This window comes from Streptomyces sp. NPDC107521 (assembly GCF_055598485.1).
The window spans coordinates 1-26,458 of the sequence record NZ_JBVKAT010000006.1 but is presented as its reverse complement, the minus strand read 5'-3'; the positions used below and the strand labels follow the sequence as shown (position 1 = coordinate 26,458).

Annotated in this window: 22 protein-coding genes and 2 pseudogenes; 10 read left to right on the top strand and 14 right to left on the bottom strand. The window is 72.7% G+C overall.

Annotation, left to right across the window (positions count from 1 at the left end; all coding sequences use genetic code 11):
* Positions 1 to 294: 294 nt before the first annotated feature.
* A complete protein-coding gene (locus ACZ7LB_RS11365; RefSeq protein ID WP_471467217.1) occupies positions 295 to 543 on the bottom strand; it encodes a type II toxin-antitoxin system antitoxin in 249 nt (82 codons plus the stop codon).
* Positions 540 to 1,478 (bottom strand): SPFH domain-containing protein, encoded by a 939-nt coding sequence (locus ACZ7LB_RS11360; protein ID WP_161229006.1) that lies wholly within the window; start codon positions 1,476 to 1,478, stop codon positions 540 to 542. The genes ACZ7LB_RS11365 and ACZ7LB_RS11360 overlap by 4 nt, the downstream gene beginning before the upstream one ends.
* A 292-nt stretch (positions 1,479 to 1,770) precedes the next feature.
* Here ACZ7LB_RS11360 and ACZ7LB_RS11355 point away from each other — a divergent pair, with 292 nt between their 5' ends.
* A complete protein-coding gene (locus ACZ7LB_RS11355) occupies positions 1,771 to 4,098 on the top strand; it encodes a transglycosylase domain-containing protein (RefSeq protein ID WP_471467215.1) in 2,328 nt (775 codons plus the stop codon).
* A gap of 96 nt (positions 4,099 to 4,194) precedes the next feature.
* Here ACZ7LB_RS11355 and ACZ7LB_RS11350 read toward each other — a convergent pair whose 3' ends face one another.
* The 4 genes from ACZ7LB_RS11350 to ACZ7LB_RS11335 form a co-directional block, all read right to left on the bottom strand.
* Positions 4,195 to 6,291, bottom strand: a complete 2,097-nt coding sequence (locus ACZ7LB_RS11350) for a SpoIIE family protein phosphatase (RefSeq protein WP_471467213.1) — start codon at positions 6,289 to 6,291, stop codon at positions 4,195 to 4,197.
* Between the two features lie 280 nt (positions 6,292 to 6,571).
* Complete coding sequence (gene fomD / locus ACZ7LB_RS11345) at positions 6,572 to 7,276, bottom strand: cytidylyl-2-hydroxypropylphosphonate hydrolase (RefSeq protein ID WP_471467211.1); 705 nt, start codon at positions 7,274 to 7,276, stop codon at positions 6,572 to 6,574.
* 151 nt (positions 7,277 to 7,427) lie between these two features.
* The gene (locus ACZ7LB_RS11340) at positions 7,428 to 8,813 is read right to left on the bottom strand and encodes a class II fumarate hydratase (RefSeq protein WP_471467209.1); all 1,386 of its coding nucleotides are present in this window, start codon (positions 8,811 to 8,813) and stop codon (positions 7,428 to 7,430) included.
* Between the two features lie 221 nt (positions 8,814 to 9,034).
* Complete coding sequence (locus ACZ7LB_RS11335; protein WP_471467207.1) at positions 9,035 to 10,711, bottom strand: fumarate hydratase; 1,677 nt, start codon at positions 10,709 to 10,711, stop codon at positions 9,035 to 9,037.
* Positions 10,712 to 10,891: 180 nt separating this feature from the next.
* Between ACZ7LB_RS11335 and ACZ7LB_RS11330 the strand changes: the two genes are divergently transcribed.
* Positions 10,892 to 11,590, top strand: coding sequence for a DUF1707 SHOCT-like domain-containing protein (locus tag ACZ7LB_RS11330; RefSeq protein ID WP_471467205.1), 699 nt, complete (start codon positions 10,892 to 10,894; stop codon positions 11,588 to 11,590).
* 102 nt (positions 11,591 to 11,692) lie between these two features.
* A complete protein-coding gene (locus ACZ7LB_RS11325) occupies positions 11,693 to 12,073 on the top strand; it encodes a WhiB family transcriptional regulator (protein WP_161229013.1) in 381 nt (126 codons plus the stop codon).
* A gap of 411 nt (positions 12,074 to 12,484) precedes the next feature.
* Here ACZ7LB_RS11325 and glpX read toward each other — a convergent pair whose 3' ends face one another.
* Complete coding sequence (glpX, locus tag ACZ7LB_RS11320) at positions 12,485 to 13,519, bottom strand: class II fructose-bisphosphatase (protein WP_161224846.1); 1,035 nt, start codon at positions 13,517 to 13,519, stop codon at positions 12,485 to 12,487.
* 132 nt (positions 13,520 to 13,651) lie between these two features.
* Between glpX and ACZ7LB_RS11315 the strand changes: the two genes are divergently transcribed.
* The gene (locus tag ACZ7LB_RS11315; RefSeq protein ID WP_471467604.1) at positions 13,652 to 14,179 is read left to right on the top strand and encodes a DUF4245 domain-containing protein; all 528 of its coding nucleotides are present in this window, start codon (positions 13,652 to 13,654) and stop codon (positions 14,177 to 14,179) included.
* Positions 14,180 to 14,517: 338 nt separating this feature from the next.
* On the opposite strand, the gene ACZ7LB_RS11310 is transcribed toward ACZ7LB_RS11315, so the two are convergent.
* Positions 14,518 to 15,108, bottom strand: a complete 591-nt coding sequence (locus tag ACZ7LB_RS11310) for a malonic semialdehyde reductase (RefSeq protein WP_471467202.1) — start codon at positions 15,106 to 15,108, stop codon at positions 14,518 to 14,520.
* 251 nt (positions 15,109 to 15,359) lie between these two features.
* On the opposite strand from ACZ7LB_RS11310, the gene ACZ7LB_RS11305 reads away from it, so the two are divergent.
* Positions 15,360 to 15,584 (top strand): DUF4287 domain-containing protein, encoded by a 225-nt coding sequence (locus ACZ7LB_RS11305; RefSeq protein ID WP_161224843.1) that lies wholly within the window; start codon positions 15,360 to 15,362, stop codon positions 15,582 to 15,584.
* Positions 15,585 to 15,843: 259 nt separating this feature from the next.
* Here ACZ7LB_RS11305 and ACZ7LB_RS11300 read toward each other — a convergent pair whose 3' ends face one another.
* The 3 genes from ACZ7LB_RS11300 to ACZ7LB_RS11290 form a co-directional block, all read right to left on the bottom strand.
* Positions 15,844 to 16,113 carry an exodeoxyribonuclease VII small subunit gene (locus ACZ7LB_RS11300; protein WP_471467200.1) on the bottom strand — a complete coding sequence of 90 codons (270 nt, stop codon included), beginning with the start codon at positions 16,111 to 16,113 and terminating at the stop codon, positions 15,844 to 15,846.
* A gap of 9 nt (positions 16,114 to 16,122) precedes the next feature.
* The gene (xseA, locus tag ACZ7LB_RS11295) at positions 16,123 to 17,331 is read right to left on the bottom strand and encodes an exodeoxyribonuclease VII large subunit (protein WP_471467198.1); all 1,209 of its coding nucleotides are present in this window, start codon (positions 17,329 to 17,331) and stop codon (positions 16,123 to 16,125) included.
* Between the two features lie 664 nt (positions 17,332 to 17,995).
* Entirely contained in the window at positions 17,996 to 19,501 is a 1,506-nt protein-coding gene (locus ACZ7LB_RS11290) for an APC family permease (protein WP_471467196.1), read from the bottom strand.
* A 100-nt stretch (positions 19,502 to 19,601) separates the two neighbouring features.
* On the opposite strand from ACZ7LB_RS11290, the gene ACZ7LB_RS11285 reads away from it, so the two are divergent.
* Together ACZ7LB_RS11285 and ppgK are read left to right on the top strand one after the other, a co-directional pair.
* On the top strand, positions 19,602 to 20,618 hold the full coding sequence (locus tag ACZ7LB_RS11285) for a 4-hydroxy-3-methylbut-2-enyl diphosphate reductase (RefSeq protein WP_471467194.1): 1,017 nt from the start codon (positions 19,602 to 19,604) through the stop codon (positions 20,616 to 20,618).
* 29 nt (positions 20,619 to 20,647) lie between these two features.
* On the top strand, positions 20,648 to 21,412 hold the full coding sequence (gene ppgK, locus ACZ7LB_RS11280; RefSeq protein ID WP_471467192.1) for a polyphosphate--glucose phosphotransferase: 765 nt from the start codon (positions 20,648 to 20,650) through the stop codon (positions 21,410 to 21,412).
* Here ppgK and ACZ7LB_RS11275 read toward each other — a convergent pair.
* Positions 21,386 to 21,877, bottom strand: a complete 492-nt coding sequence (locus ACZ7LB_RS11275) for a DUF6542 domain-containing protein (RefSeq protein WP_471467190.1) — start codon at positions 21,875 to 21,877, stop codon at positions 21,386 to 21,388. The two genes, ppgK and ACZ7LB_RS11275, sit on opposite strands and share 27 nt — an antisense overlap.
* A 415-nt stretch (positions 21,878 to 22,292) precedes the next feature.
* Between ACZ7LB_RS11275 and ychF the strand changes: the two genes are divergently transcribed.
* The 3 genes and pseudogenes from ychF to ACZ7LB_RS11260 all read left to right on the top strand — a co-directional run bounded on the left by ychF (position 22,293) and on the right by ACZ7LB_RS11260 (position 24,709).
* Positions 22,293 to 23,381 (top strand): redox-regulated ATPase YchF, encoded by a 1,089-nt coding sequence (gene ychF / locus ACZ7LB_RS11270; protein ID WP_471467188.1) that lies wholly within the window; start codon positions 22,293 to 22,295, stop codon positions 23,379 to 23,381.
* A 430-nt stretch (positions 23,382 to 23,811) separates the two neighbouring features.
* Positions 23,812 to 24,160 (top strand): annotated as a pseudogene (locus ACZ7LB_RS11265) (hypothetical protein); the annotation flags it as partial.
* 13 nt (positions 24,161 to 24,173) lie between these two features.
* A pseudogene (locus tag ACZ7LB_RS11260) lies at positions 24,174 to 24,709 on the top strand (NUDIX domain-containing protein).
* A gap of 95 nt (positions 24,710 to 24,804) precedes the next feature.
* Here the strand turns inward: ACZ7LB_RS11260 and ACZ7LB_RS11255 are convergent.
* A complete protein-coding gene (locus tag ACZ7LB_RS11255) occupies positions 24,805 to 25,932 on the bottom strand; it encodes a hypothetical protein (RefSeq protein ID WP_471467186.1) in 1,128 nt (375 codons plus the stop codon).
* A gap of 29 nt (positions 25,933 to 25,961) precedes the next feature.
* Positions 25,962 to 26,458: IS5 family transposase (locus ACZ7LB_RS11250; RefSeq protein WP_471467184.1), on the bottom strand; the 497-nt coding region annotated here is incomplete at its 5' end.

The following is a 26,458-nucleotide window of genomic DNA, read 5'->3' as shown; positions in this document are numbered from 1 at the left end:
ACGCGCAGTGTGCAGTTCCTCGGCGATGCCGTGGGCGAGGGGTGAAGGGGCAGGTCAAACAGGTTTGTCACGGTTCCGTGACGATGGAAAGGCGACTTCCGGTGAGCGTCCTGAGGGCGTCCCTCGGGGGCGTCCTCCCGACGGGTCGCGGGCGGGCGGCGGGCCCGCGGAACGCCACCGCCCCGCCCCCGGTGCGAGCGGGTGGCGGGGCGGGAGCGGGGTGTCCGGCGGGCGGCCGGGGCCCGTCTCCCGGCGGGTGTCCGGGGCCGGCCTCCGGGGTGGCGTCCGGCGCGGTCAGGGCCCCGGGTCCGGGTCCCGGGGCGGGCGGCCCCGGCGGGGGAGGGGGCCGGTGTCGCCCGGGAGCCGGCCCGCCTCGGCGAGCGCCCGGCGCAGCAGGAACTCGATCTGGGCGTTGGCCGACCGCAGCTCGTCGCCCGCCCAGCGGGCCAGCGCCTCGTACACCTGCGGGTCCAGGCGCAGTAAGACCTGCTTGCGCTGCTGGGCGCGGCGCGGCGCGGGCGAACCCTCGGCGGGGGCGGTCACTGGTAGAGCGTGCCGGTGTTCAGGACCGGCTGCGCCGCGCGGTCGCCGCAGAGCACGACCATCAGATTGGACACCATCGCCGCCTTCCGCTCGTCGTCCAGCTCCACGATGCCGCGCTGGCCGATCCGCTCCAGGGCCGCCTCGACCATGCCGACCGCGCCGTCGACGATCTGCCGCCGGGCGGCGACCACGGCGCCCGCCTGCTGCCGCTGGAGCATCGCCGAGGCGATCTCGGGCGCGTAGGCGAGGTGGGTGAAGCGGGACTCGATGATCTGCACCCCGGCCGCCTCGACCCGCGCGTGCAGCTCGACCGCCAGCTTCTCGGTGATCTCCTCGGCGTTGCCGCGCAGCGAGAGCCCGTCCTCGTCGTGGGCGTCGTAGGGGTACTCGATGGCGATGTGCCGCACGGCCGCCTCGGTCTGGGTGGAGACGAACTCGATGTAGTCGTCCACCTCGAAGGTGGCCTGCGCGGTGTCCTCCACCCGCCACACCACGACCGCCGCCAGCTCGATCGGGTTGCCGTAGGCGTCGTTCACCTTGAGCACGGCCGTCTCGTGGTTGCGCACCCGGGTGGAGATCTTGGTGCGCGAGGTGAACGGGTTCACCCAGCGCAGCCCGTCCTGGCGGATGGTGCCCCGGTAGCGCCCGAAGAGCTGCACCACGCGGGCCTCGCCCGGCGCCACCATGTTCAGGCCGCACATCGCGAGGAAGGCGGCCAGCGCCACCAGGATGCCCACGACGATCAGCGTGGCCTTGGCGCCGGTCCCCGCGACGCCCGCCGAGGACGCGATCAGCCCCGCGCCGACCAGCAGGCCCACCAGGCCGAGCAGCAGCGCCAGGCCGCCCCCGATGCTGTGCGCCGGGGTCTCGCGCACTCTCGGCGCCGGCATCTCGGGCACGTCCGCGGTCGGCTGCGGTGTCTGCGGTGCGCTCATGGGTGGGTCCCCCCGTTCCGGCGGTGCGCGCCCGACGCGCGCCCGCACTGTCGTCGTCTGCCGCGACCCTAGCACGCAGTCATCAAACTGCTATCACTTAAATGGTTCGCGGCAACCCCGGAGGGCTCTCGTGCGTCGGTTCCTCCGGGGTGGGTGCTGATTCTCACGTCCGCAAATAGTGGGATCGGCCGCCGATCCCCTTATCACCCGGTGTTAGCTTTCTGAGCTGACCTGAGCGACGAACCTGTGTGACGCGTGAGCACACACGACCGAATCGGAGCGGATCGGACCCATGGGACGAGCGGAAGAGAGAAGAGCACGACAGCGCGGTGGCCGCCGCGCGGCGTCGGACCGCCGCCGCTCGTCCGGTACCGCCGGAGCGGGCGGGAAGGGCCGGATACGCAGGCTGTTCACCTGGAAGAAGATCCTCGGAACCTTCCTGGGCGTCTGCGTGCTCCTCATGGGCGGTTTCGTCGTCCTGTACATGGTGATCGACATACCGGAGGTCGGCAACGGCGACGCCGAGCTCCAGGGCAACATCTACAAGTACAGCGACGGCTCGATCATGGCCCGCAAGGGCTACAACCGGGAGATCGTCGACCTGGCCCAGGTGCCCAAGGCCGTCCAGCACACCTTCGTCGCCGCCGAGAACAAGAGCTTCTACAAGGACTCCGGCGTCGACCTCAGGGGCACCACCCGCGGCCTGCTCAACACCCTCTCCGGCAAGGGCACGCAGGGCGGCTCGACCATCACCCAGCAGTACGTCAAGAACTACTACCTGACCCAGGACCAGACCGTCTCGCGCAAGCTCAAGGAACTGGTCATCTCCCTGAAGCTGGACCGGAGCAAGTCCAAGGACTACATCCTCGCCGGCTACATCAACACCAGCTTCTACGGGCGCAACGCCTACGGCATCCAGGCCGCCGCCCAGGCCTACTACCGGGTCGACGCCAAGGACCTCACCGTCGAGCAGGGCGCCTACCTCGCCGCCCTCCTCCAGGCGCCCGTCCAGTACGACTGGGCCGTCGCCGGGGACACCAGCAAGCGGCTGGTGCAGCAGCGCTGGAACTACGTCCTGGACAACATGGTCGACATGGACTGGCTGGACGCCGGGGACCGCCGGGACATGAAGTTCCCGGTGCCGAAGAAGCCCCGGCCCGCCCCGGGCATGGGGGGCCAGACGGGCTACCTGGTCGAGGCCGCCAACACCGCGCTCCGCAAGCAGCTCGTCGAGAGCGGCGCCGCCGAGGACCGCAAGCAGGCCGACGCGATGGTCGACCGCGGCGGCTGGACCATCACCCTCAACATCGACAAGAAGAAGCAGAAGGCGCTGGAGGGCGCGGTCCGGGAGAAGCTCCTGAGCCGGCTCGACCCGAAGGCGCGCGGCGTCGACGCCGACGTCCAGGCGGGCGCCGTCTCCGTCGACCCCAAGACGGGCGCCGTGGTGGCGATGTACGGGGGCGTGGACTACTTCAAGCACTACGTCAACAACGCCACCCGCTCCGACTACCAGCCCGCCTCCACCTTCAAGCCGGTGATCCTGGCCGCCGCCGTCGACAAGGACGCCGAGACCCAGGAGGGCGTCCCGATCACCGACACCACCCTCTACGACGGCACCAGCAAGCGCCCCGTGGTGGACAAGGGCCGCGAGGTCGGCTTCGCCCCCGAGAACGAGGACGACCAGAACTACGACGAGATCACCGTCCAGCAGGCCATGAACCTCTCGGTCAACTCCGTCTTCGCGCAGATGGGCGTCGACGTGGGGATGTCCGAGGTGGTGAAGGTCGCCGGACGGCTCGGCATGAACACCGAGGGCATGGACCCGGTGCCCGCCCAGACCCTGGGCAGCATGGGCGCCAGCCCGCTGGAGATGGCCGGCGTCTACGCCACCCTCGACAACCACGGCCGCAGGGTCACCCCGGCCATGGTCAAGTCGGCCGAGCAGAACGGCCGCGGGGTCGACTTCCCCGACCCCGTCGGGGAGCAGGTCGTCAGCCGCGAGGCCGCCGACACGGTGACCTCCGTCCTGACCGGTGTGGTCGACGACGGCACGGCCCGGCGCGCCGTGTGGGACAACCCGCTGCGCGACGGCCAGCAGGTCGCCGGCAAGACCGGCACCTCCGACAACAACAAGTCGGCCTGGTTCACCGGATTCACGCCCGGACTGGTCACCTCCGTCGGCCTGTTCGGCGAGGACGACAAGGAACCCCACCCGCAGGTCCCGATGTACGGGGCCGGCGCCGAGAACCGCGTCAACGGCGGCGGCTTCCCGGCGCAGATCTGGGCCGCCTACACCTTCGGCGTGATGGACGAGGTCACCGAGTTCGACCTGGAGACCAAGCAGGGCGCGGCGGTGCGGCCCACCACCAAGCCCTCGCCCACCACCTCGCCCTCCACCTCCCCCTCGCCCGAGGAGACGCCCGAGGAGACTCCGACGGAGAAGGAGACCCCGAAGGAGACGCCCACCAGGGAGGAGACGCCCGAGGAGACCCCGGAGCCGCCCCGGACGACCCCGGAACCCCCGACGACCAGCCCGTCGACCGAACCGCCGCCGGACGAGGGCGAGTCCACGGCCCCGGAGGAGCCCCCCGTCCCGGAGGGCGAACGCCCGCAGCCGTAGGAGCGCCGAAGGGCGCCCGGTGGAAGCACTCCACCGGGCGCCCTTCGGCGTACCGGGCCCGCCCCGGCGGGCGGGTGGGGGCCCGGCTGCCGGGGCTCAGCCCCGGTTCAGCTCGAACCAGACCACCTTGCCGGTGCTCAGCCGGGTCGCGCCCCAGCGCCGGGCCAGCCGGTTGACCAGGTACAGCCCGCGCCCGCCCTCGTCCGTGGCCCGCGCCTGCCGCAGCCTCGGCAGCTGCGGCACGTCGTCGCCGACCTCGCAGCGCAGGACGTCGGTGCGCAGCAGCCGCAGCGTGACCGGCCGGGACGCGTAGCGCACCGCGTTGGTCACCACCTCGCTGACCAGCAGCTCCACCGAGTCGGTCATCTCCTCCAGGCCCCAGCGGGCGAGCGCGCGCCGGGCCAGCCGCCGGGCCCGGCCCGGGGCCGAGTCCTCCGGGTCCAGGCACCAGCACGCCACGTCACTGGGGGCGATCCCGTCGAACCGGGCGGCGAGCAGCGCGATGTCGTCGTCCCGGTCGCCGGGGCCGAGCATGTCCAGCACCTCGTCGCACAGCGCCTCCAGGGGCGGCGGGTGGTCCGGCCCGGTGAGCCGCGCGGTCGCGGCCAGCCGCTCCCGCAACTGCTCTATGCCGGTCCACACGTCGCGCAGCCGGGACTCCACCAGGCCGTCGGTGTACAGCAGCAGGGTCGCGCCCGCCGGGGCCTCCAGCTCCACCGCCTCGAAGTCCACGCCGCCGACGCCGATGGGGGCGCCCGCCGGGACCGGCAGCACCTCGGCGTGGCCGCCGAGCCGGAGCAGGACGGGCGGCGGATGGCCCGCGTTGGCGACGGTGATGCGGTGCTTGACCGGGTCGTAGACCGCGTACATGCAGGTCGCCATGCGGTCGGTGCCGAGCCGCTGCGCCTGCTCGTCGAGGTGGTGCAGCACCTCCTGCGGCGGCAGGTCCAGCCCGGCCAGGGTCTGCGCGGTCGTGCGGAGCTGGCCCATGATGGCGGCCGACGTCATGGAGTGCCCCATCACGTCCCCGACCACCAGCGCCACCCGGCTGCCGGGCAGCGGGATCGCGTCGTACCAGTCGCCGCCGACCCGGGCCGTCTCGGCCGCCGGGAGGTAGCGCGAGGCCAGCCGCACACCGGTGCAGCGCGGCAGGTTCTCCGGGAGCATGGTGCGCTGCAGCTCGTCCGCGATGTACGCCTCGCGCCCGTACAGCACCGCCTTGTCGATGCCGAGCGCGCTGTGCGTGGCGAGCTGGGCGGCGACCAGCAGGTCGTCGCCCTCGAAGGCGACCCGCTCGGGCCCGCGCAGGAACAGGGCGGCCCCGATCACCCGCCGCCGTCCGCGCAGCGGCGCCAGGATCGCCCGGCGGCCCGCGGGGACGATGAACTCGCCGCCCTCGCCCAGCAGCTCGGGCAGGGCCGGGCGGGCGCCCGGGGAGTCGGTGAACACCGGGCGCACCCCGCGCAGCACCTCCGCCAGCGCGCTGCCCGGCCGCACCTCGCACAGCTCCGCGCCGACCGTGTCCAGCTCGGACGGCTCCGGCTGGACGACCGGGGCGAATCCGCCCTCGGTGTCCCGCTCGGCCGGTATCCGGTCGCTGCGGCGCAGTCTCAGCACCAGCGGACCGGTGGGCCGTTCGTCGCCGACCGGCAGCGGCTCGCGCAGATAGACGAGGATGGCGTCGGCGAAGGTCGGCACCGTGGCCCGGCACAGCCCCATGACGATCTCGTCCAGGTCCATGCCCCGGGCGATCCGCCGGGTGGCGGCGCCGACGAAGCGCAGCCGGTCGCCGTCCCGCCGCATCGGCGTGGGCTGCCCCGGCGGCGTGGGCCGGCCGGTGCGGCGGTCCGCCCCGTCGGCCCCGCGATGGCGTTCCTGCCCGGCCGCCGCCGTCTCGGCGGTCGGCCCGCTCTGTGCGCTCGGCTGCACCGGCACCCCCTCGGGTGTGGGCCGTGAACGGAGTGTGCCGGGCTCGGCGGCCTGGTCGGGGCCCGGCTGGCGGTGCTCGAAGGTTTCGGCGGGGTCCGGTCCCGGCGGCCTGCCGACCCGGCCCTGAGCTCCTAAGGCGACGGCCTCGGGGGCGTGGGGCGGTACGGGGGCGTGCGCGAGCGCCCCGCGGGGGTCCGCGGGGTCGACGCCTGCCTGGAGGCTCTGGGGAGAGGTCGGCTGCTCCGTCACGCGTGTCGAATCCATCCGTCCGGGACTGCCCGCGGCGCGTGCAGTTCGTCCCGCAGAATTCCCGATACCCGGAACACACGCCCGAGGAACGGATTTGCCGCGGGGTCAGAGGTTGTTCCTGTGCCGCCGGGGGGCCGGCGGCGGCCCGTACCGGTACTGCCCTCGTGCCGCTCGCTCACGTCCTGCCGCCCCTCGGTGACGATCGGTCAAGCACGTCGTGCGTTCCGTCAGTTGCCGCTCCGCGCCGTTGCGGAGGACGATCCTACGTTTCCTGCCCTGGGGCCCATCAAGGGTCTCATGAGGACACCCGCGCGGGTGTGCGGTCCCAGTCCCCGGGGAGCGACGGTACCGCCCAGCCGGGGTCCGGGCGCCAGTCCTCCCAGCCGTCCGGGAACGGAGGCCCCCACTCCTCGATCACCGCCACCGCGGCACGGCCCGCGGCGCGCACCCGGGCGGCCAGCGCCCCGTCCACCAGGCCGTCCCGCTGGGCCTGGGCGAACTCGTCCTCGTCCCGCCACTGCCAACTCCGGTCGGGCTGCACGGTGATGTCCAGGAAGTGGTCCTCGGAGTCCACGCCGCCCTCCCAGCGGGCCAGCGGCTCCTCCAGATTGACGTACCAGTTCTTGAACAGCCAGCCCGGTTCCCAGAACAGCCACACCGACCAGGGCTCGCCCGGCCGGGCCAGCTTCAGCACCCCGGTGCCGAACCAGTGGTCGTACTGGATGGCGCGGGGCCGGGTGTAGCGGGTCGCGAGCGGCTCCAGGTGCACCGGAGTGCCGTCGGCGAGGACCGGCTTCACGCACCGGGTGCCGGGCGCCATCCACACGGCGAGCACGTCCGCGTCGTCGCGCACGACGGTGACGGGACGGGCGATGTGGAAGCCGGGGCCGCCGTTCTCCCGGTAGCGCCACAGGATGTGGCTCCCCGGTGCCCAGTGCCCCGCCGGGGCCGCGGGGCCGCCCGCCTCCGTCGCCGCGCTCACCGCATCTCCGTCTGCCATGGACCGATATTAGGGGCTGCCGTTCCGATCGGGCGGCAGGAAAGCGGCAGTTCCCCCCTCCCGGACCGGGCGCCCCGCGCCCCTGCCGGGCCCCGGGGCGCGGGCCGCGCGACGGACGGGCGGGGGTCGGCCGGCCGCGGCGGCCGGCCCCTCACGGGCGGGTCATCCGCAGCACGTCCAGCGCCTCGTCGAGCTGTTCGCGGGTGAGGTCGCCGCGCTCCACGTAGCCGCCCTCCAGGACGACGTCGCGGATCGTCCGACGCTCGGCCAGCGCCTTCTTGGCCACCTTCGCGGCCTCCTCGTAGCCGATGTAGCGGTTGAGCGGGGTCACCACGGACGGCGACGACTCGGCGTACTCGCGGGCCCGTTCGCGGTGGGCCGTGACGCCGTCGACGGTGCGGTCGGCCAGCAGCCGCGAGACGTTGGCGAGCAGCCGGACGGACTCCAGCACGTTCCGGGCGATGACCGGAAGCATCACGTTCAGCTCGAAGTTGCCGGCCGCCCCCGCCGCGGCGACGGTCGCGTCGTTGCCGGTGACCTGGGCGGCCACCATCAGCACCGCCTCCGGCACCACCGGGTTGACCTTGCCCGGCATGATCGACGAGCCGGGCTGGAGGTCGGGCAGGGAGATCTCGGCGAGCCCGGTGCGCGGCCCGGAGGCCATCCAGCGCAGATCGTTGGCGATCTTCGTCAGGCCGACGGCGATGGTCCGGAGCTGCCCGCTGGTCTCCACGACGCCGTCCCGGGCGCCCTGCGCCTCGAAGTGGTCGCGGGCCTCGGTCAGCGGCAGCCCGGTGGCGCGGGCCACCTCCGCGATCACGGCGGCGGAGAAGCCGGGCGGGGTGTTGATGCCGGTGCCCACCGCGGTGCCGCCGAGCGGCAGTTCGGCCAGCCGGGGCAGCGAGGCGTTCAGCCGCTCGACCCCGTACCGCACCTGCGCCGCGTAACCGCCGAACTCCTGGCCGAGGGTGACCGGGGTGGCGTCCATCAGATGGGTGCGCCCGGACTTGACGACGTCGGCGAACTCGGCGGCCTTGCGCTCCAGCGCCGCCGCCAGGTGGTCCAGGGCGGGGATCAGGTCGCGGGTGACGGCGGCGGTGGCCGCGATGTGGAGGGAGGAGGGGAACACGTCGTTGGACGACTGGGAGGCGTTGACATGGTCGTTGGGGTGCACGTCCCGGCCGAGCCGCTCGCCCGCGAGGGTGGCGATGACCTCGTTGGCGTTCATGTTCGACGAGGTGCCCGAGCCGGTCTGGAACACGTCCACCGGGAAGTGCTCGTCCCAGGCGCCCTCCGCGACCTCCCCGGCCGCCTCCCGGATCGCCCGCGCGATCTCCGCGTCGACCACGCCCAGCTCGGCGTTGACCTTCGCCGCGGCGCCCTTGATCCGGGCGAGCGCCTCGATGTGCGCCCGCTCGATGCGCTGCCCGGAGACGGGGAAGTTCTCCACGGCGCGCTGCGTCTGCGCCCGCCACTTCGCCCACGCGGGGACCCGGACCTCGCCCATGGAGTCGTGCTCGATGCGGTATTCGCTCATACCGGGTACAGCGCCGGAGGCGGCCGGGATGTTCCGTTCCGGAACGCCGTTCACCCTCGTGGCCGTGCGCCGCCGGGGGAGGCCCCGCGGGCGGCCGGGGCGGTGGACGGGGCCCGTGCCGGGGCGTGCCGGGGTGCCCGCGGCACGGCGGGCGGCGCGGGGCACCCCGGGGGCGCGCCGGGAGTGTCCCGCGGGCGCGTCCGGGGTGCCCCGGGGGAGAGTCAGGCCAGGCCGGGGCCGCGGACCGGGATCGTCGTGAACGTCGGCTGCGGGGCCGGGTCCTGGAAGAAGTCGTTGCCCTTGTCGTCCACCACGACGAACGCCGGGAAGTCCTCCACCTCGATCCGCCAGACCGCCTCCATGCCGAGCTCCTCGTACTCGACGACCTCGACCTTCTTGATGCAGTCCTGCGCCAGCCGGGCCGCCGGGCCGCCGATCGACCCCAGGTAGAAGCCGCCGTGCGTGTCGCAGGCCTCGGTGACCTGCCTGCTGCGGTTGCCCTTGGCGAGCATCACCCGGGAGCCGCCCGCCGCCTGGAACTGCTCCACGTAGGAGTCCATCCGCCCGGCCGTGGTCGGCCCGAAGGACCCGGACGCGTAGCCCTCGGGGGTCTTCGCCGGTCCGGCGTAGTACACCGGGTGGTCCTTGAGGTACTGCGGCATCTCCTCGCCCGCGTCCAGCCGCTCCTTGATCTTGGCGTGGGCGATGTCGCGCGCCACGACCAGCGGGCCGGTCAGCGACAGCCGGGTCTTGACCGGGTGCCTGGTCAGCTCGGCCAGGATCGCGTCCATCGGCTGGTTGAGGTCGATCCGGACGACGTCGCCGGCCTCGTCGAGCTGCTCGTCCGTGGTCTCCGGCAGGAACCGCGCCGGGTCCGTCTCCAACTGCTCCAGGAAGACGCCCTCGGCGGTGATCCTCGCCACCGCCTGGCGGTCCGCCGAGCAGGACACCGCGATGGCGACCGGGCAGGACGCGCCGTGCCGCGGCAGGCGCACCACGCGCACGTCGTGGCAGAAGTACTTGCCGCCGAACTGGGCGCCGATGCCGATGCGCTGGGTCAGCTCGAAGACCTTCTCCTCCAGCTCCTTGTCCCGGAAGCCGTGGCCGAGCTCGGAGCCCTCGGCGGGGATCCCGTCCAGGTAGTGCGCGGAGGCGTACTTCGCGGTCTTCAGCGCGTACTCGGCCGAGGTGCCGCCGACCACGATCGCCAGGTGGTACGGCGGACAGGCGGCCGTGCCCAGCGAACGGATCTTCTCCTCCAGGAACTTCATCATGGAGGCCTCGTTCAGGACCGCCTTGGTCTCCTGGTAGAGGAACGACTTGTTGGCCGAGCCGCCGCCCTTGGCCATGAAGAGGAACTTGTAGGCGTCGCCGTCGGTGGCGTACAGCTCGATCTGGGCGGGGAGGTTGGAGCCGGTGTTCCGCTCCTCCCACATGGTCAGCGGCGCCATCTGCGAGTAGCGCAGGTTCAGGTTCCGGTAGGCGTCGTGGATGCCCCGGCTCAGGGCCTCCTCGTCGCCGCCCGCCGTCAGCACGTTCTGGCCGCGCTTGCCCATGACGATCGCGGTGCCGGTGTCCTGGCACATCGGCAGCACGCCGGCCGCCGCGATGTTCGCGTTCTTCAGCAGGTCCAGCGCCACGAACTTGTCGTTGCCCGACGCCTCGGGGTCGTCGATGATGCGGCGGAGCTGGGCCAGGTGGGCCGGGCGCAGGTAGTGCTGGATGTCGTGGACGGCCTCCTCGGCCAGCTTGCGCAGCGCCTCCGGCTCCACCCTGAGGAAGGTCCGCCCGTCGGCCTCGAACGTGGACACCCCCTCGGAGGTCACCAGCCGGTACGGAGTGGTGTCCTCACCCTGGGGGAGCAGATCGGTGTACGCGAACTCAGGCATCTCGCCCATTCCTCACTCGACAACACGCACGGCTGGATTCCGCAGCGACGGCGGCTGGCCTCCATCGGCAGCGCCCACCAGCGTAGGACCTGGCGGCGGCGGCCCGCTTGTGAGGTAGGGCTCAGTCGGGACGGACGGGGTTGTCCACAGGGCTGGTCGCGATCTATCGCGTTTCGGTAGGCTGCCGCCGTGGACCTTCACCAACACGCCCAGGGCCGGGGCGCGAACACGGCGCCGACCGTCGGGGAGCTGCGCGCCTCGGACGCCGACCGGGACCGCATCGCGGAGATGCTGCGCGAGGCGCTCGCCGAGGGGCGGCTGACCGCCGAGGAGCACGCCGAGCGCGTCGAGGGCGTGCTCGCCGCCAAGACCGTCGGCGAGCTGGACGTGTTCGTCCGCGACCTGCCCGCCGCGCACACCGGCCGCCCGGCCCCCGCCCCGGCGTCCGCCGGCCACCCCCGCCCCGGGGCGATACCCCAGGCCCCCGACGAGAACGTGGTGGCGGTCTTCAGCAGCGCCGTCCGCCGGGGCCGCTGGCGGGCCAGCCGCCGTATCCACGCCTACGCCGTCTTCGGCAGTGTGGAGATCGACCTCAGCGAGGCCCTCTTCGACTACCAGCATGTGGTGATCAAGGCGTTCTCGGTCTTCGGCAGCGTCGAGGTCCGTGTCCCGGAGAACGTGTCGCTGCGCGGCACCGGCGGGAGTGTGCTCGGCAGCTTCGAGGTGCACACCCTGGACTCCGACGAGGAGCAGGCGCCCGTCATCCATGTGGACGGCTGGGCGGTGCTCGGCTCCGTCGAGGCCCGCCCCCGGCGCGGCAGGGTCGTCGCGGACATCCTGGACCGGGTGCGCCGCTCCGTCGACCGGGGGGTGCGCAAGCATCTGTAGCGGCCCCGGCGGCCGTCGTGAACCCAGTGCATAGGCTCGCGTACAACGGGTAAGCCTGACGCATCGTCTCTCGCTCGCGAAGCCGTCGTCAGGAGTAGACCCGTGGTGCAACCGCCCCATTCGTCCCTGCAGGTAGCTGCCGTACCGGCCCAGCGGGGGCCGGTGCGGGACAGGGACCAAGACGCTCCGTGGCACACCGAGGCGGTGTGCCGGCGCGACGAGGCCGGACTGTTCTTCGCCCCCTCCAAGGAGCCCACCGCGGCCCGGCTCTCCCGTGAGGAGGCGGCCAAGCGCGTCTGCGCCCGCTGCCCCGTCATGGTCGAGTGCCGTGAGCACGCGCTGGTGCAGCCCGAGCCGTACGGGGTCTGGGGCGGGCTGACCGCCGCCGAGCGCCGGGTGGTGCTGGCCCGGCGCCGCCGCCGTGACGTGGAATTGCAGAAGACCTCCCGCACCGCCGCGGACCGCATAGCCGCGGCCGGCTGACGGCTCCGGGTCCGGGCCCCGCGCCCTCGGCCCGGGTCGTCCCGGCGGCCCGCGTCCTCCCGGTGGTGTGCTCCGGTCCGTGCCGACGGTCCGGTGCCTCCCGGGGCGGCGTGCGCGTGTCCGGGGCGGAGGGCGTCCGGCACGGGTCAGGGCGGGGCGGGCGGGGCGCCCGCGCGGGTTCGGCGCGTCCCGGAGGCTGCGCGGCCCGGTGGCGGTGCGATGGCGGCGCTGACGGGGTCGGCGCGGCCGGTGCGCGGTACGCGGTGCTCAGCGCGGGGTTCGCGGTGCGCGGTGCGCCGTACGGGGTTGCCCTGTGCGTGGCCGGGAGGCGGTGCGCGGGCAGGGGAAAGGGGCGCCCCCTCCGCACAGAGGGCGCCCCTTTCGCGAGAGCGCGGCGGTGGTGCCGCGAGGTCACTTGGCGCGGTCGAAGTCGATCGCGCTGTAGGCACGCAGCTTGCTCAGCCGGTGCTCGGAGGTGATCCGGCGGACCGTGCCGGAGCGGGAGCGCATCACGATGGAGTCGGTCGTGGCCGTCTCCGAGCGGTAGCGCACCCCGCGCAGCAGTTCGCCGTCGGTGATGCCGGTGGCGACGAAGAAGACGTTGTCCCCGGAGACCAGGTCGTCGGTGGTCAGCACCCGGTCCAGGTCGTGCCCGGCGTCCAGGGCCCGCTGCCGCTCCTCGTCGTCCTTGGGCCAGAGCTTGCCCTGGATGGTGCCGCCCAGGCACTGCACCGCGCAGGCGGAGATGATGCCCTCCGGGGTGCCGCCGATGCCGAGCAGCAGATCGATGCCGGTGCCCTCGCGCAGCGCCAGGATGGAGCCGGCCACGTCCCCGTCGGAGATCAGCTTGATCCGGGCGCCGGTCTCCCGGACCTCGTCGATCAGGCCCTGGTGCCGGGGCCGGTCGAGGATGACGACGGTGACGTCCTCGGGCGTGGAGCGCTTGGCCTTGGCGACCCGGCGGATGTTCACCGACACGGGCGCGTCGATGTCGACGAAGTCGGCGGCCTCCGGGCCGGTGACCAGCTTGTCCATGTAGAAGACGGCCGACGGGTCGAACATGGAGCCGCGCTCGGCGGCGGCCAGCACCGCGATGGCGTTGGTCATGCCGTTGGCGGTCAGGGTGGTGCCGTCGATCGGGTCGACGGCGATGTCGACCTCGGCGCCGGTGCCGTCCCCGACGTTCTCCCCGTTGAAGAGCATCGGCGCCTCGTCCTTCTCGCCCTCGCCGATGACGACGACGCCGTTCATCGAGACGGTGGAGACGAGGGTGCGCATGGCCCGCACGGCGGCGCCGTCGGCGCCGTTCTTGTCGCCGCGCCCGACCCAGCGGCCGGCGGCCATCGCCGCGGCCTCGGTGACCCGTACGAGTTCCAGGGCGAGGTTGCGGTCGGGCGCTTCGGAGGGGACATCCAGTTCGGACGGCAATTGATGATTTTCGGTCATCGGAGCGCACCTTTCTGTACGACGACGGCCGGTTGAGGGTATGGATCGACTGTATCTCCCGTCCGACAGAATGAGCAGGGGCCCCCACGGATGAGCGGGCCGGGCACCTGCGACGATGGGGGCGTGGCAGGTATGAAAGGCAAGCAGAAGTCGGCCCGGGACATGATCCTGTCCCTCGGGGTCATCATGCTGGTGGCGGGCGTCGTCTGGATCTTCATTCCGCACGACGAGAACCGCGAACCGGAGCTGAGGCGGATCGACTACTCCGTCGAGCTGAACACCGCACGCCGGGCGGCGTCCTACCCGGTGGCCGCGCCCGACGGGCTGGGCGAGGAGTGGAAGCCGACCTCCGTGCGCTACCGCGGTGACGACGCCGAGGCCTGGCACCTGGGCTTCCGCGCTCCGGACGGCGAGTACGTGACGGTCGAGCAGTCGCTGAAGAAGCCGTCCCGGTTCATCTCCGACACCAGCCGGGGCGCGGAGAAGACCGAGGTCACGCAGGAGATCGGCGGCCGGACCTGGACCCGCTACACCGGCGGCCGCTACGACGCGCTGGTGCTGCACGACACCGGCGGCACGCAGGGCGCGACGACGGTCGTGGCGGGCACCGGGTCGTTCGACCAGCTCACCGCCATGGCCGAGGCGCTGACGATGCCCTGACCGGCGCCCCGCGTTGCCCCGCGCCGCCGGGCCCCGCGCTCGCGCCCGCCCGGCGCCCCCACGTACGGCGAAGGCCCCCGGACCCTGTCCGGGGGCCTGAAGTCTTTCGTTTGGATCAGGCCGGATCCAAACGAAAGACCCTAGTGACCTGAGTCAGAGACTCGTCGGCAGATCGCGGCCATCAGCCGGATGCCGTGCGGCCGGCAGGTCCGGCCCGGCCTGCCGGCATCCGGCCTCCGGCACGCCGGGCGGCTCGCGAGAACTCCCCGAATATCTCTGACTCAGGTCACTGGCCCATGGAGCGGGGGCCGGGGCGGCTGCCGGAGCGCCCCGCCGTCTCAGACGGTGGTGACGACCTGCTCGTACGCCAGGCGCGGGGAGCGCGGGAAGGCGGCGTCGGGGCCCGGCCGGCCGATGTTGACGACCATCAGCGGGGTGTGGTCGTCGTCGAGGAACTCCTTGCGGACGCCCTCGAAGTCGAGGCCGGTCATCGGGCCGGCGGCCAGCCCAGCGGCGCGGACGCCGATGATGAAGTAGGCGGCCTGGAGGGCGGCGTTCAGCGCGGCGGTGCCCTCGCGCACCGGGCGCTCGCTGAAGAAGGCGTCCTTGAGCTGCGGGACGTGCGGCATGAGCTGCGGCAGTTCCTCGTGGAACTCGTTGTCCGCGGAGAGGATCGCGACCAGCGGGGCGGCGGCGGTCTTCGCCCGGTTGCCCTCGGCCAGGTGCCCGACCAGGCGCTCGCGGGCCTCGGGGGAGCGGACCAGGGTGACGCGCAGCGGGCACTGGTTGAAGGCGGTCGGACCGTACTTGACCAGGTCGTAGATCGCCTTCAGCTGCTCGTCGCCGACCGGCTCGTCGGTGAAGGAGTTCGCGGTGCGCGCCTCGCGGAACAGCAGGTCCTGCGCGGCGGGGTCGAGAACGAGAGACATGCGTGTTCTTCCTCGGGAGACGGATGCGGGGCCCGCGTGGGCGGGAGCCGCTGACAGGGCGACTCTACGCCAAAGAAGTTCAACATTTAACCAAATGGGGGGCGAGGTGATCCTCTTCACGCGCCCGCGTGGGACGTGGTGACGGGCGTCACACATCGGGAGCGATGAGTTCCGTCCCGGGCCGGGGTCCACCCCGTGTACGGGCCGCACGGGCCCGCACGCGTTCCGCAGCCGAAGGGGAGCACCGAGAGATGACCACCGAGCCCGCGGGCCCCGCCAAGGGCCCCGCCTCCTACTTCCCGTCCATCGAGAAGAAGTACGGCCGCCCGGTCGCCGAGTGGAAGGACCTCATCCGGGCCTCACCGCTGACCCGGCACATGGAGCTGGTCGGCTGGCTCAAGACCGAGCACGGCCTGGGCCACGGCCACGCCAACGCGCTGGTCGCCCACACCCTGGCGGAGGACCGCGAGGCGTGACGCGCCCGCGCGGGCGGCGACCCGGCTTCCGGGACGGGCGGTACGGGGGTCCTGCCGTCCCGGGGGCCGGGACGCCACGGCGCGGGGCCGGACGGCGTGGCGACGTGAGGTCGGACCGGTCGGCGCGGCGACGCGAGGTCGGGTAGGGCGACGCGATGCCGACACGGCGCGGTGCCGGGCCGGGCGCGACAGGGCGCGGGTCCGGCGGGCGGCCCTGGTGGGTGCGGCCCGGGGCGTCCGGGCCGCACACCGGGGCCGGCTACTCCCCGTCCGCGCGCCCCTCCCCGTCGGCGGCCTCCGCCGCGGCCTCCTCCTCGGCCAGGGCCGCGTCCAGCCGGGCCCGGGCGCCGTCCAGACGGCGGCGGCAGACCTTCGCCAGCTCCTCGCCCCGCTCCCAGAGCGCGAGGGACTCCTCCAGCGTCGTCCCCCCGGCCTCCAGCCGCCGTACGACCTCGATCAGCTCGTCCCGTGCCTGCTCGTAGCCGAGTGCCTCGGCCGCGGCCGCCCGCTGTTCCACCTCGCTGGTCATCCATCCACCCTATGTGTCGACCCGTACGGAGAACTCACCCTCGGCGACCCGCGCCCGCAACGCCTCGCCCGGCCCGACCTCGCCCGGATCGCGCACCGCCCGGCCGTCGGCCCGCTGGAGCACGGCGTACCCGCGCCGCAGGGTCGCGGCGGGGGAGAGGGCCACCACCCGCGCGCGCGTGTGCGTCAGCTCGGAGTCGGCCCGGTCGAGGTGGTGCCGCAGGGACCGCCGGCCGCGCTCCAGCAGCGCCGCCACCAGGGCCTCCCGCTCGTCGATCATCCGGTGCGGGTCCTGCACCGACGGACGGGCCAGCGCGTGCGCCAGCCCCCGCTCCTCGCGGTCCACCAGCGCGGCCACGCACCGCCGCGCCCGGTCCCGCAGCAGCCGTACCCGCTCGTACTCCTCCCCGACGTCCGGCACGATCCGCTTGGCCGCGTCGGTCGGGGTGGAGGCGCGCAGATCGGCCACGTAGTCCAGCAGCGGGGTGTCCGGCTCGTGGCCGATGGCCGAGACCACCGGGGTGCGGCAGGCCGCGACCGCCCGCACCAGCCGCTCGTCGGAGAACGGCAGCAGGTCCTCGACGCTGCCCCCGCCGCGCGCGACGACGATCACGTCCACACCGTCCATCGCGTCCAGCTCCCGCACCGCCCCCATCACCTGCGGCACCGCCTGCACGCCCTGCACCGGGACATTGCGCACCTCGAAGCGGACGGCGGGCCAGCGGTGCCGGGCGTTCTCCAGGACGTCCCGCTCGGCCGCCGAGGCACGGCCGCACACCAGGCCGATGAGATGCGGCAGGAACGGCAGCCGCTTCTTGCGCTCCGGGGCGAACAGCCCCTCGCGCGCCAGCGCCTTCTTCAGCAGCTCCAGCCGCGCGAGCAGCTCACCGACCCCCACCGGCTTGATCTCGGCCGCCCGCAGCGAGAGCTGGCCGCGCGGCGCGTACCACTCCGGCTTGGCGTGGACCACGACCCGGGCGCCCTCGCCGACCACGTCCGCGACCGCGTCGAAGACCTGGCGGTAGCAGGTGACGCCCACGGAGACGTCCCGCGAAGGGTCGCGCAGCGTCAGGAACACCACTCCCGCGCCCGGCCGCCGCGACAACTGGGTGATCTGCCCCTCCACCCACACCGCGCCGAGCCGGTCGATCCAGCTCCCGATCAGCCGGGACACCTCGCCGACGGGCAGGGGCGCTTCGGGCGTCGATTTCACAGCCATGCGCCGAGCGTAACGGCCGGGTACGACACCGGGGGACGCCCGTGCGAGGGGCGCCCGGCGCGGAACCGGGCGCGACGGGGCGGCCGGCCGCCCCGGCCCCGTCCGGCCCCCGCGCCGGAGCCCCGCGTCCCGTCCGGTGCGCCCCCGAACGCCCCCTTGCGCCCCGGCGCCCCGGCGCCCCGGCGCCCCGGCGTCTCCCGTGCCGGTCGTGGGCCCGGCGGCCCGACGCCTTTGGTGCCGGCCGTGCCTCCAGGCCCGACGCCCCGCTCCCGTCGTCTCCGGCGCCGGCCGCGCCCCGCTCGGGGACCCCGGCGTCCGTCGCACCCTGCGCCCCGCTCCCGGCGTCGCCCCGCGTGGCGTCTTCCGCGCCGGCCGGGTCACGGCGCCCGGCGTCTCCCCGTGCCGGCGGGGCCGCGGCGCCCGGCGTCCTCCCGGGCGAGGTCTCCCGTGCTCGCCGTGCCCGGCGCCCGCCGTGTCACGCGCTCGCCGTCGTGGTCCCGTGCTCGCCGCGCCCCGGCGTCCGGCGGTTCCGGTGCTCGCCGCGCCCCCTGCCCGGTGCCTCCCGGGCCCGCCGGGCCCCCGCGCCCGGTGTCTCCCGTGCCGTGGCGCCTCCCGGCCCCGGGCGCCCGTCCCGTCGCGCGGGCCCCCGTACCGTCGCGCCGCCTCAGCCGCTCCGCCCGCCGTCCGCTCGGCCCGCCGCCCCCGTGTCCGCTCCCGGGCCGCCGCCGTTCCCCGTCCGCCGCCGACCCCGCGCCTGCGCCGCCAGGACCACCAGGCCGACGGCGCACCAGACCGCGCCCACGACCTGTGCCGCCCCCGACGCCTCCACGACGACCGCGACGGTGACGGCCGCCCCGAGCACCGGCACCAGCACGTGCCGCCACCAGCTCACCGGCCCGCCGCGGCGCCGCACCGCGAACCAGCCCACCACGCTCGCGTGCAGCAGCGTGAACGCGGTCAGCGCGCCGACGTCCACGACCGACACCAGATGGTCGAGCCCGTCCGCCCGCCGGGCCGCCCACACCGCCGCCACCATCGTGATCACCGCCGACACCAGCAGCGCCACCCTCGGCACCCCGTCCCCCGTGCGCGCCAGCACCCCCGGCAGCCGCCGGTCGCGCCCCATGGCGAACAGCAGCCGCCCCGCCGCCGCCTGCCCGGCCAGCGCCGCGAAGGCCGCGCCGACCGCCTTGCTCACCGCCACCAGATCGTGCAGCCAGGTCCCCACCGAGGTGTCCACGGCGTCGTAGAACGCGGCCCCCTGCTCCTCCGGCCGCGCGGCCAGCTCCGCCGAGGTCACCGGCTCCAGCAGCGCCACCAGGTACGTCTGCGCCACGAACAGCAGCCCGGCCAGCGCGAGGCAGAACAGCAGCGCCCGCGCCACCTTCGCGGACCCCCCGGTGACCTCCTCCGCGAAGGTCGCGATGGCGTCGAAGCCCAGGTACGACAGGACCGCCACCGACACCGCGCCCACCACCGCCGACAGCGCGAACGCCCCCTGCGAGCCGTCCCCGGTCAGTGGCGACAGCCAGCCCCGCGCCGCCCCGTCGCGGGCCAGCACCACGACCGCCGAGACCAGGAACACCAGCAGGACCACGATCTCCATCGCCAGCACCAGGAACCCCACCCGGGCCGCCGCCCGCACCCCCCACAGGTTCAGCGCGGTCGTGACCAGCACCGCCAGCGCCGTCCACACCCACCGCGACACCCCGGGGACCAGCGCCTCCATCGCGATCCCCGAGAACAGGTACGCCACCGCCGGGATCAGCACGTAGTCCAGCAGCGCCATCCACCCGGCGACGAACCCCGCCCCGTCCCCGAGGCCCGCGCGCGCGTAGGCGAACACCGACCCCGCCCGCGGCACCACCCGCACCATCTGGGCGTAGCTGAACGCGGTGAACGCCATGGCGACCGTCGCCACGACGTAGACCAGCGCCACCGCGCCGTGCGACCGGGCGTCCAGCGTGCCGAAGACGCCGACCGGCGCCATGGGGGCGATGAACAGCAGCCCGTAGACCACGAGGTCGCGGAAGCCCAGGCTGCGCCGCAGCCCGCCGGACTCCCCTCCGCCCCCGGCCGTCGCCCCGGCCCCGTCGTACGCCCCGGCCCCGCCCGTCCCCCCGGCCCCCCCGGCCCCGCCGTCCCCCGCACCCGCACCGGTCCCCGACATCGCGCCTCCGCCACCGCGCCGCACCCGCGTCCACGTCCCCGCCAGTTTCCCGGCGGGGACCCGTCCGCGCGATGCCTGACGCGCCGGACACGGCCTTACGATGGGGCGCATGACCGCTTCGTCTGGCCGCCGTGTCCTGCTCGCCGCCCCTCGCGGATACTGCGCGGGGGTGGACCGCGCCGTGATCGCCGTCGAGAAGGCCCTGGAGCAGTACGGGGCCCCCGTCTACGTCCGGCACGAGATCGTCCACAACAAGTACGTCGTGCAGACCCTGGAGAAGAAGGGCGCGATCTTCGTCGAACGGACGGAGGAGGTGCCCCCGGGCAACATCGTCATGTTCTCCGCGCACGGCGTGGCCCCCGTCGTCCACGAGGAGGCCGAGCGCGGACGGCTCGCCACCATCGACGCCACCTGCCCGCTCGTCACCAAGGTCCACAAGGAGGCCGTCCGGTTCGCGGACGAGGACTACGACATCCTCCTGATCGGCCACGAGGGCCACGAGGAGGTCATCGGCACCTCCGGCGAGGCCCCCGACCACATCCAGCTCGTCGACGGCCCCGAGGACGTCGCCAAGGTCGAGGTCCGCGACCCCTCCCGGGTCGTCTGGCTCTCCCAGACCACGCTCTCCGTCGACGAGACGATGGAGACCGTCGACGCGCTCAAGGAGAAGTTCCCGCAGCTCATCTCCCCGCCCAGCGACGACATCTGCTACGCCACGCAGAACCGCCAGCTCGCGGTGAAGCAGATGGGCTCCGAGGCCGAACTGGTCATCGTCGTCGGCTCCCGCAACTCCTCCAACTCCAAGCGCCTGGTCGAGGTGGCCCTCCAGGCCGGTGCCCGTGCCTCGTACCTGGTGGACTTCGCCGAGGAGATCGACGAGACCTGGCTGGACGGCGTCACCACGGTCGGCGTCACCTCCGGCGCCTCCGTCCCGGAGGTCCTGGTCGAGCAGGTCCTCGAACGGCTCACCGGATACGGCTTCGACGACGTGGAGCTGGTCAAGGCCGCCGAGGAGACCATCATCTTCTCGCTGCCCAAGGAGCTCCGCCGCGACCTGCGCGAGGAGGCGGCGGCGCTGGTGGCCGAGCGCGGCGGATCGGGCGCCGCCGGGCAGTGAGCGTCCGTCGCGGGCCGTAACGTGGGGCCATGCAGATCTTCGGCGTGGACATCGGCGGATCCGGTATCAAGGGCGCCCCTGTGGATCTCGACAGGGGCGCCCTGGCCCAGGAGCGCCACAAGGTCCTGACCCCGCACCCGGCCACCCCCGAGGGGGTCGCCGACGGGGTCCGGCAGGTCGTCGAGCACTTCGGCTGGACCGGGCCCGTCGGGGTCACCTTCCCCGGCGTGGTCACCGGCGGCGCCATGATCCGCACGGCGGCCAACGTCGACCGGAGCTGGGTCGGCGTCGACGCCCGCGCGCTGCTGGGCGGCCGGCTCGGCGGCGCGCAGGTCACCGTGGTCAACGACGCGGACGCGGCGGGCGTCGCCGAGACCCGCTTCGGCGCCGGCCGCGACCGCACCGGCACGGTGGTCCTGCTCACCTTCGGCACCGGCATCGGCAGCGCCGTCTTCAGCGACGGCGTCCTCGTCCCCAACACCGAGCTGGGCCACCTGGAGCTGGACGGCCACGAGGCGGAGAAGCGGGCCTCCAGCAAGGCCCGCGAGGACCACGACCTGTCGTGGGAGAAGTGGGCGGAGCGGGTGCGGCGCTACCTCACCCACGTCGAGATGCTGCTCTCGCCCGAGCTGTTCATCATCGGCGGCGGCGTCAGCCGCAAGGCCCACAAGTTCCTGCCCCGGATCGAGGGCATCCGCGCGGAGATCGTCCCGGCGCGGCTCCAGAACAACGCGGGCATCGTGGGCGCCGCGATGCGGGCGGCCGGGTCAGCCGCCGCGCCGCGCCCCGCCTGACGGCCGCCCCCCGCCCGACGGGCGCGCCCCGCCCGACCGCCCGCCCGCCGGGGGCCGCGGGCGCCCGGCCGCCGCCGCGGCCCGGCGGCGCACCAGCCGGGCCCGGCGCACCAGCACCGTCACCCCGGCGATCAGCGTGCCCCCGTAGAGCCACCCCGCCCCGGTGGCCAGCGCCGTCACCATGCCCATCGCCCACCCGGTGACCCCGTCGCCGCCCCCGGCGACGCTCACCAGCCCCGCGGCGAAGGCGATCGGCGCCGCGACCGGGGCGGCGAGCAGATCCCCGCCGCGCACCCAGCACGCGGTGAGCGCGCAGACCGGCAGGAACAGGACGCCGTACACGGTCAGGGCCGCGCCCGGGGTGTCGAACAGCAACCCGTCGAGGAACCCGAGCACCACCATCACGGCCACGCAGAACAGCCCGGTGCCCAGCCCCGTCAGCCGGGGGTTGGGCACCGCGCGCACGGCCCGCACCAGCCGCGCGAGCGGCGGTACGGGGCGCGCCGGGGCGCCGCCCGGCGGACGGCGCCCCGGCGGGAGGCGCGGGGTGCCGCCGGCTCCCGGCGCGGCGGACGGGCCGGAGGACCGGCCCGTCCGGGCGGGGCCGTCGGGACGGGCCGCACCGCCGTCCGTGCGCCGCCCCTGAGGGGGCAGCGGGGCCCGGGGCCGTCGCGGGCCGTACTGCGGGGGTCGCGTCCTGTGTTGCTCCACTGGACCAACTTAGGTCGGTTAATGTGCCGAATAGGCCGAAAGACACGCCGTCGGGCCCGGCCCGGCCAAGCGTTCGACACCGCGCGAGTGCGGTACCGGACACCCCGTAGACTGGTGGATCGGCCCTGCCTGGCCCTCCTCCGCATCCTCACGTACGGGAAGTCGCAACGTGTCGCTCACGATCGGAATCGTCGGTCTGCCGAATGTCGGCAAGTCGACCCTGTTCAACGCCCTGACCAAGAACGACGTGCTGGCGGCCAACTACCCGTTCGCCACGATCGAGCCGAACGTCGGTGTGGTCGGCGTCCCCGACCCCCGGCTGACGAAACTGGCCGAGATCTTCTCCTCCGAGCGCATCCTGCCCGCGACGGTGGACTTCGTGGACATCGCGGGCATCGTGCGCGGCGCCAGCGAGGGCGAGGGCCTGGGCAACAAGTTCCTCGCCAACATCCGCGAGTCCGACGCGATCTGCCAGGTGATCCGCGCCTTCAAGGACGAGAACGTCGTCCACGTCGACGGCAAGGTCTCGCCCAAGGACGACATCGAGACGATCAACACCGAGCTGATCCTCGCCGACCTCCAGACCATCGAGAAGGTCCTTCCGCGCCTCCAGAAGGAGTCGCGGATCAAGAAGGACGTCCAGCCCAAGGTCAAGGCCGTCGAGGAGGCCAAGGAGATCCTGGAGAAGGGCGACACCCTCTTCGCCCACGGCATCGTCCAGGGTAGCGAGCGCGCCGAGCTCCTGCACGACCTGCACCTCCTCACCACCAAGCCCTTCCTCTACGTCTTCAACGTCGACGAGGACGAGCTGACCGACGACGACTTCAAGAACGAGCAGCGGGCCCTGGTCGCCCCCGCCGAGGCGATCTTCCTCAACGCCAAGCTGGAGGCGGACCTCGCGGAGCTGGACGAGGACGAGGCGCTGGAGCTGCTCCAGTCCGTCGGCCAGCAGGAGCCCGGCCTCGCCACCCTCGCCCACGTCGGCTTCCGCACCCTCGGCCTCCAGACCTACCTGACGGCCGGCCCCAAGGAATCCCGCGCCTGGACCATCAAGAAGGGCGCCACCGCGCCCGAGGCCGCGGGAGTCATCCACACGGACTTCCAGAAGGGCTTCATCAAGGCCGAGGTCATCTCCTTCGCCGACCTCGTCGCCACGGGCTCGGTCGCCGAGGCCCGCGCCAAGGGCAAGGCACGGATGGAGGGCAAGGAGTACGTGATGCAGGACGGGGATGTGGTGGAGTTCCGGTTCAACGTCTGATACGTCCGGCGAAAGGCCGTCCTACCTGCGACGAAGCGGGTTGGGCGGCCTTTGCGGTCCGCGGATGGTCCGCAGCGTGCCGACTTCGGTCGGTGCGCGGGGGAGCGGCTACGCCGTTTCGTCGCCCCCCGCGGTTGGGCGTCGGCGGACCGGTCCACGTGCGCCTTGTCGACGTCGGCCCGGGCCCGCTCCTCGGAGTCGGGCCACAGATGGGTGGAGTTGGTCAGCGTCATGGCCGCGTTGGCGTGGCCGGGACGCTCGGAGAGCGTCTTCACGGACTCGCCGTTTCTTGATCAGCAGGTCGGCGTAGTGGTGCCGGAGGTCGTGGGGCCCGGTGCCCTTCGGTATGCCGGCCTTCGCGCAGGCGGGCCGCCAGGACCCGTCCATGAAGTGAGTGTGGGCCACGGGGCCGCCTTGCGGCGCCGTGAAGATCCAGCGGATCACCGCGGCCTTCAGTACCGCCGCCGAGCGCCTCGGTGGCGGGCACGGCCTGACCACCGTCACCGCGTACCTCGCCGACGCAGTCGTCCATGCTGCGCGGACGCTTTCCCAGCGAGGCCACGCCGGGCCGCCTTCGGCGCTGGGCGGCCCTGCTCTTGGCACCGTGGTCGGCCACACCGCCCGCACCCTGACCGGCCTTGCCGACCACATCGGCACCGAGCAGCAGCACTGGGATGCCCTCACCCGCTGGGATCCCGAGTGATAGAAGTGGGTCCACGCGCTCACCCACGCCGGCCTCGCTGCCCAGGACCCGTGCCGACGACGCCGTCGCCGCCTGGATCCAGGGCCAACATGCCCAACAACCCGCCCGACGAAGGGAACACCGTGGCCCAGCAGGCCGACGACCGGCCAAATGCCCTCAAGCCTGCGTCCGAATCCATGACCCTGCTGGTCGCCGCCGTCATCGTCCACGACAAGGCTCTCAACCGCGTCGTCCTTCTCCAGCGCAGCGAGAACGCCAAGTTCGCCCGGGGAATGTGGGACCTCCCGGTCGGCAAGAGCGAGTCGGGTGAGCCCATCACCGAAACCGCGGTCCGCGAGCTGTACGAGGAGACCGGCCTCACGGTGAAGCCCGAGTCCCTCAAGGTCGCCCACATCATCCACGGCGCCTGGGGCGTCGAAGCCCCAACGGCTTTCTCACAGTCGTCTTCGCCGCCCACGAATGGAGCGGCGAACCCGAGAACCGCGAACCCCGAAAGCACTCCCAGGTCCGTTGGGTCGACGCCAACGCCGTCCCCGACGAATTCGTCGACACTACGGCCAGTGCCCTGCGCCACTACCTGACCAGCGGCGCGGACATCTCCCTGGACGGCTGGCCAACCGCGTGAGCATCACGTCGCCCCACCGGATGACGTCGGCCAGTCGGGTGTTCGACAGACCAGGTAGAAGTACGGGTGGTGTCCGGTTCACCGGCGGACTCGATTCAGATTACGTCACCCCTATCGCGAATGAGCTTCGTGATTGAGACCACCCTCGGGCGACCAACATTGCTGACCCCAAAGCCGAGTCCATATCGATAGATCTCAGGGATCCAGTATTGGTCGTTCTCCCTGAAGAGGACGCCGTTTGCCTCGAGTAGGCGAGCCTGCACGGAATCCAACTCCACGGACTCGAGCGTGAAAGGCACCTTGCGGATCTCCTCCGGCAATGCCTGTAGGCGCTTGAAGACGTTCCTGACAGGTACGTTTTCCTGTTCCATTGCAGAGATTTTTTCGCGGCTTGAGCGAGGCAGTGCCCTGCGCATTGCCGAGGGTGTCAGAGGGCGATCTGACCAGCGTCCGGCCTTTTCGTCCCCCGCTGAGTCGCTGGCGGCCTCGGCCAGGAAATGGACGATGTCTCGCGCCTGAACCTGCAGATTGAAATCGGAAAGGGCGGCGAGGAACCATTCCTCAGATCGGGCTTCTCGGGAGCGATCTGATCCAAGCTTTTGCCCCCACATCTGGACGAGAAGCCGAGAGAGAGTTTTGGCTCCAGCTGAGCGGATGTCTACGGACCCGTCCGGAGTTAGAACCCGGGCTCTTTCGCCGACCCAGGCCACCAAGCGAAGCGCCTCTGTACGGTTCCAGCGGAGCTCGTAGGCGCGATGCCGTTCAAGAAACTGCTGGGCGTTTTGTTGTACGGAGTTCAAAACGAGGTCACGTCGTACGAACACAACCAGACCCAGGGGGCGTCCGCGAAGTGAGCGAAGCCATTCAGGACAACCGGTGAGCAATGCCCTCAGTGCGCGCTGCTGCTGGGTGTTACTGCTGAAGTCCTGGAACAGGTCCTCGAGTCCGTCGATCACGAAGATCGCTCGCCGGCTTCGTGCTAGGTCGGTAAGTACCGACTCGGCGTTCTCGGGCGTGGCGCTCAGACCAGCTGCTCGCGCCAAGCAGGTCAACCACACCTGGCGCCACCCCACCTCATTCATGTCAGCGTCGAGTGCATCAGTGACGAGATCGCGAAGTGACAAGAAACTAGCCGGTTCATTTCCGGTGAGTTCGTCGGCGGAAGCCTTCTGAACTTCTTCGACTTCAGTTCGCAGTTCATCGGCGAGATTCTGTGAAGCCAAAACAGGCACTAGGGCCTGTCTTCAAAGGGTCATATCCACATCAGGAGTGACGCGATAGTGAGTGCCGCTTCGTATGATTCACGGGTTTTGTCGTAGCGGGTGGCGATGGCCCGGTACTGCTTTAACGCGTTGAAGCAGCGCTCGACGACGTTGCGCCGCTTGTAGCGCTCCTTGTCGAAAGCGGGCGGCCTGCCGCCGTTGCTGCCGCGACGGCGGCGGTTCGCCTGTTGGTCAGACCGTTCAGGGATGGTGTGCGGGATGCCTCGTTTCCGCAGGTAGTTGCGTATGGATCGACTGCTGTACCCCTTGTCGCCCAGGAGATGACCGGGCCGGTTGCGTGGTCGGCCAGGGCCTGGACGGCGAACCTTGATCTGCGCGAGGACCTGCTCGAACTGCGTGCAGTCGTTGATGTTGCCGCCTGTGACGACAAGGCCGAGCGGACGGCCACGGCCGTCGCATGCGAGGTGAATCTTCGTCGTCAGTCCGCCACGGGATCGTCCGAGGGCGTGAGTGTGTGCCGTTTCTG

Coding starts and splice junctions, on each gene's coding strand:
- ACZ7LB_RS11360 (WP_161229006.1), bottom strand. CDS start 1,478: ATGAGCGCACCGCAGACACCGCAGCCGACCGCGGACGTGCCCGAGATG.
- ACZ7LB_RS11355 (WP_471467215.1), top strand. CDS start 1,771: ATGGGACGAGCGGAAGAGAGAAGAGCACGACAGCGCGGTGGCCGCCGC.
- ACZ7LB_RS11350 (WP_471467213.1), bottom strand. CDS start 6,291: ATGGATTCGACACGCGTGACGGAGCAGCCGACCTCTCCCCAGAGCCTC.
- fomD (WP_471467211.1), bottom strand. CDS start 7,276: ATGGCAGACGGAGATGCGGTGAGCGCGGCGACGGAGGCGGGCGGCCCC.
- ACZ7LB_RS11340 (WP_471467209.1), bottom strand. CDS start 8,813: ATGAGCGAATACCGCATCGAGCACGACTCCATGGGCGAGGTCCGGGTC.
- ACZ7LB_RS11335 (WP_471467207.1), bottom strand. CDS start 10,711: ATGGGCGAGATGCCTGAGTTCGCGTACACCGATCTGCTCCCCCAGGGT.
- glpX (WP_161224846.1), bottom strand. CDS start 13,519: ATGACCGAAAATCATCAATTGCCGTCCGAACTGGATGTCCCCTCCGAA.
- ACZ7LB_RS11315 (WP_471467604.1), top strand. CDS start 13,652: ATGAAAGGCAAGCAGAAGTCGGCCCGGGACATGATCCTGTCCCTCGGG.
- ACZ7LB_RS11310 (WP_471467202.1), bottom strand. CDS start 15,108: ATGTCTCTCGTTCTCGACCCCGCCGCGCAGGACCTGCTGTTCCGCGAG.
- ACZ7LB_RS11305 (WP_161224843.1), top strand. CDS start 15,360: ATGACCACCGAGCCCGCGGGCCCCGCCAAGGGCCCCGCCTCCTACTTC.
- ACZ7LB_RS11300 (WP_471467200.1), bottom strand. CDS start 16,113: ATGACCAGCGAGGTGGAACAGCGGGCGGCCGCGGCCGAGGCACTCGGC.
- xseA (WP_471467198.1), bottom strand. CDS start 17,331: ATGGCTGTGAAATCGACGCCCGAAGCGCCCCTGCCCGTCGGCGAGGTG.
- ACZ7LB_RS11290 (WP_471467196.1), bottom strand. CDS start 19,501: ATGTCGGGGACCGGTGCGGGTGCGGGGGACGGCGGGGCCGGGGGGGCC.
- ACZ7LB_RS11285 (WP_471467194.1), top strand. CDS start 19,602: ATGGGGCGCATGACCGCTTCGTCTGGCCGCCGTGTCCTGCTCGCCGCC.
- ppgK (WP_471467192.1), top strand. CDS start 20,648: ATGCAGATCTTCGGCGTGGACATCGGCGGATCCGGTATCAAGGGCGCC.